Annotated in this window: 4 protein-coding genes; 2 read left to right on the top strand and 2 right to left on the bottom strand. The window is 58.1% G+C overall.

Features of this window, described 5'->3' with window-relative positions; genetic code table 11:
* Window positions 1–29: 29 nt before the first annotated feature.
* Window positions 30–281 carry a hypothetical protein gene (locus WLY71_RS29825; RefSeq protein ID WP_008155229.1) on the bottom strand — a complete coding sequence of 84 codons (252 nt, stop codon included), beginning with the start codon at window positions 279–281 and terminating at the stop codon, window positions 30–32.
* Between the two features lie 165 nt (window positions 282–446).
* On the opposite strand from WLY71_RS29825, the gene WLY71_RS29820 reads away from it, so the two are divergent.
* Entirely contained in the window at window positions 447–764 is a 318-nt protein-coding gene (locus WLY71_RS29820; RefSeq protein ID WP_347806431.1) for an ElaB/YgaM/YqjD family protein, read from the top strand.
* 94 nt (window positions 765–858) lie between these two features.
* On the opposite strand, the gene WLY71_RS29815 is transcribed toward WLY71_RS29820, so the two are convergent.
* Window positions 859–1,899: an Ldh family oxidoreductase gene (locus tag WLY71_RS29815; RefSeq protein WP_347806430.1), complete on the bottom strand. Its 1,041-nt coding sequence runs from the start codon at window positions 1,897–1,899 to the stop codon at window positions 859–861.
* Between the two features lie 230 nt (window positions 1,900–2,129).
* Between WLY71_RS29815 and WLY71_RS29810 the strand changes: the two genes are divergently transcribed.
* Window positions 2,130–4,383 (top strand): dermonecrotic toxin domain-containing protein (locus WLY71_RS29810; protein WP_347806429.1); only part of this gene is annotated, 2,254 nt, incomplete at its 3' end.

The following is a 4,383-nucleotide window of genomic DNA, read 5'->3' as shown; positions in this document are numbered from 1 at the left end:
CTCCTACAGAGATGTGTGTCGAGTTCAGGTTACTTGGCAGCCATCAGGCGATTGACTTCACTGCGCACCATGTTCGCGAATTCCGGGGGCGACATGCCGTCAAGTTCGGCACGGACCCACTCGGCCCATTTGCCTTTGCGCTTGGCGCGCTCACCGAACAACCGCGCGGCTTCGCCCTTGGACTTGCCCAGGTTGCTTTGCCATAGATCGAACAGACGGGATTTCTCATCTTCCAGCGCAGCGCGCTCTGCAAGGGGTTTGTCGGCCAGATTGAAGCTCATGGGAGTTACCTGCTGCGTAAAATAGGCGACATCTTACACTGTAGGAGGAAATGTCCTGCTCTGGATTTTTGATCAGGATGACGTCTGCAGGCAAATTCGCTGCAACTTTTTCGCTGACGGCAGACTCCATTGTTCACTGTCCATTTATCTGCAAGGAGTACCTCAATGGCCCGGAAAACCGCCGCACAAATCGCCGAAGACCAGATCAAGGATCAGGCCTTCAGCGAACTTCAGGCTCTGATCGAAGAGTCGGAGAAACTGCTCAAAAGCAGCGCCTCGCTCGTCGGTGAGGAAGCGGACACACTTCGTGGGCAGATCGCCCAGAAACTTCAACAGGCTCGGGACTCCGTCACCCGCGTTCGTGACCGGACCAAACCTGCGGTCGAAGCCACTGAAACCTACATCGGTGGTCATCCGTGGCAAACCGTGGCGATCTCTGCCGGTTTCGGCCTGGTAGTCGGGTTGTTGCTGGGTCGGCGTTAAGCGACCCCGTTTTAATCCGTACCCAGCAAAAAGGCGAGCACGCAGCTCGCCTTTTTCATGCCCGGCTTTTATGCAGACTGAGAGTATGCAGGACTCAGAGCCCGGCCAATTCCCGCAAACTCGCCAACGTCTGAGCATCGAGCCGGATGCCTTCGGTGCTGGACTTGGCCCGTTGTTGGTGACGTCGATCCCCCGGCAAACGCTTGAGCCCCACACCGTGCATCTGCCGGACCAGTTCCTGACTGCGCTCGGCAAAATTCTGCCCGGCCGCCTTGCTCGGGTCGATCACGATCAACAGTTGGCCAGTCCACGGCGTCTTGGCCCCCGGATGGTTCGACCAATCGAACTCGAAGGAAAAATTGCCGCCGGTCAACGCCGCCGCCAACAGCTCGACCATCATCGACAGCGCCGAACCTTTATGCCCGCCAAATGGCAGCAACGCGCCGCCCTCAAGAATCGCTTTCGGGTCCTGGGTCGGCTGGCCGAGACCGTCCACCCCCATGCCTGGCGGCAAACGCTCGCCCTTGCGCGCGGCGATCTGCACATCGCCATGAGCAATGGCGCTGGTCGCCAGGTCGAAGACAATCGGATCGCCGTCAGCCCGAGGGGCGGCAAAAGCAATCGGGTTGGTCCCGAACAGCGGACGATCGGCACCGTGCGGCACCACGCAGGTCATGCTGTTGACCACGCTCAGCGCCACCAGCCCTTCATAGGCGAAAGGCTCGACATCCGGCCACAAGGCTGCGAAATGGTGGGAGTTACGAATCGCCAGCACCGCGATGCCGGCGCTGCGCGCTTTTTCCACCAACAAACCGCGTGCTGCGGCGAGGGCCGGTTGGGCGAAACCATTACCGGCGTCGACCCGGACAAAGCCCGAAGCCACGTCCTCGACCACCGGCACGGCCTGGCCATTGACCCAGCCGCTCTGGAGCGTCGACACGTAACCGGGAATGCGGAACACGCCATGGCTATGGGCGCCATCGCGTTCGGCGCCGGCACAGTTGAGGGCCAGTGTCCTGGCCACCTCGGCGGAGGTGCCATGGCGCTGAAAAATCTGCTCAAGCAAAAGAACGAGCGCGTCGAAATCGAGCGTTTGAGTGTTCGAACTGACGGCCACTTCGGGCGTTGCGGTCATCTGAAGCTCCAGTTTTATTATTGAGTACGGGCAACAGGGTGAAGCGAGGTTGCAGGGCAACCCAAAACAGTTGTCGATTAAGCGCTGTTTTACCGTCGTCCTGTCAAGTCTCGACACCTGTTCGCATCAAGCAATATGTACCGCACCCAAGCCTGCCACTGGCCGTACTGTTTTTCCTCAATCCAACAGCCTGCGATTAACCGCCGATCGCAGCACATCGAGGAAAAACCATGATTGCTCCCCCACTGCCGTATTTTTTCGACGACGCAGTACTTGCATCCAAAGCCGAACAGCCCGGTGAACGCGAAAAGGCACTGTCCTTCACGATTGATGACCTGAAGTGGTTGAATGCTGTTTATCTGGCGACGCATGAAGCCCGTATCGCCAATAGCGAGCCCATGCACGTCGACCAGCTGCTTTTAAGCGTACCTGATGCACCAGATATCCCCCTGGCCGGCGCCTTTGCCATGAGCCGGCCCAACGATGGAGAAGTCACGCTCTACACACCGTGGAAAGGCCTGATCAAATTCGCGGACATGGAGGACCTCAAAAGCAGACTCAAGGAATGGTTGGCACAGCCCACTGGCAAGCGTGAGTTATTGCGCTTTCTCTCCATCGAACAACGCAGCGCTTTACCCGCCGCCACTGCGCCAGAAATTGCCACGCAAATAATTGAAGGTGCGGTGTTCCAGGACCAGGAGCTCACCCTCGAGCGCAATCAGGCTCAGAACATCAAGACGATGATGGGCGAGCTGGTCAAGCTGCCAACGCTGCAATCGATGCTGGACGAGACCCTCAAGAACGCGTTGCACAAGCCGTTCCCCAAACTGGACCAGCGCCTTACTCGACTGAAGAGCTTTGTCATCGACAGCGATGACCAACAATTGCTTTCCTCGCATTCACTTAGCGATGCCCTGCTGCATTACTACCTGACCAACGAGTGGCCGACTGGCGATTCCAGAGTCTTTTCCAATCCCCAACACAGTGTGAGCAGCAACGCCGATATTCAGGCCTGGGAAAGCGCAGTCAAAGAGATCGCGCAAAGTTTTACCCCTCACTTGCAAGGCCTGCTCAAGACGTTCTGGAATACACCGATGAACAATGGGCAGTCACGCCGGGAGGTTTTTGCCGAGGTTTTGCGCGATACCTTTCACGTGAAGCTTTTGCTTCAGCGTCAGCAAAGTGTGCTAACGACGCAGGAATACCTGCGACTGATGAATGTCAGCCTCGAACCTGACACCGACGATCCTCTTCGTATCGAAAAAGTACGTGTCACCGCCCCCTTCAAGCATTACGTGGAGCTCGCCTCGACCGTGATGATCGGCAGCAGCGACACGCTGGGCTTTCTGTACACCCCGTCCAGAGGCATCGAGGCAACGAGCGACCTGCCCGCTGTCAGGAAAATCGTCGCGCAGATGTTGAAAAGCGAAGGGCGTGAAGACACGCTGCTCAACTTCATGTCCTTGGACGAACGCGCTACGTTTCTTTCAATGGAGCCGGATGAACAAGTGATTGTCGGTGAACCGATCATCGGCCCGGTGTTTGAACAGGTGATGACCGACATCCTTGGCAAGCAACGAGAGAATCTTTCCCATGCGCTGAGCCGTTACCGTGAAAGCGAAGGCACGCAGGATCCCGGTGCCTTGTTCGACAACGCACTGGATGTCCGGAGACTGATCGACGAACGACTGCTGGCGGCCGATGCCGCAGGACGCTGGAGTACACACGCAGACCGGCGCCTGAGCGCGCAACCAGCCACCGTTCGTGGCGAGTCGGCCAAAGAGCATCTGGCCCTTCTCTCCACCGTTAAGCGGCCGCTCGACCTACTCCTCGAAAACCTCCCGGTCATTCCCGCAACAACCCGCACGATTACCGAGGCGCAGAACATCGTCGATTCGTCACTCGGAAGCTTGCAATCGCGTTTCACTCAGACCCTGTCAACGGCATTGCGCAGTGAATTGAAGCTGCACACCGTCATGCGCACCCTGGGTGCGACGGAACAGACGATCATCAACACCGTGCTCGATACCCCGGTACGCTTGCAGCGAGATGCATTGAACGGTTTTTTGCCGGACGTGTTTTCCTTGGCGCTGAAGGCAGGCGACGCTGTCGACTCGTTGAAACTGGCCAGTTGTTTTGTGCTGACCGAACGAGGTGGCCTGGACCCGTTGCATTCGGGCAAGGCGATTCTATGGACGCCTGCGTCGGGATTTGAAGCCTACAAGGCGTTGGCACCGCTGCTGACCGAGCTGGGGCGACGCCTCAAGGACGACGATGATCGCACCTCACTTCTGGAGAACCTCGGACGTAGTGAGAGAGTGGCTGGGCAGACTTACACCCTGGCGCCCCTGCAGCGAATAGATGAGCATTTTCTCGAACACGTGCAAAGTCCCTATGTCCAGCTGGACGGGGCGGGCGTCACTCGTGCGCTGGCCACGAAGCGCCCCGAGCAGACCCTGGCCAGTCTCCTGAAGCTGGTGGCAC

This window comes from Pseudomonas rossensis, assembly GCF_039888995.1.
GTDB classification, from domain to species: Bacteria; Pseudomonadota; Gammaproteobacteria; order Pseudomonadales; family Pseudomonadaceae; genus Aquipseudomonas; species Aquipseudomonas rossensis.
Note: the sequence above shows the minus strand (reverse complement) of the source record. Positions and strands in the feature narration are given on the sequence as shown.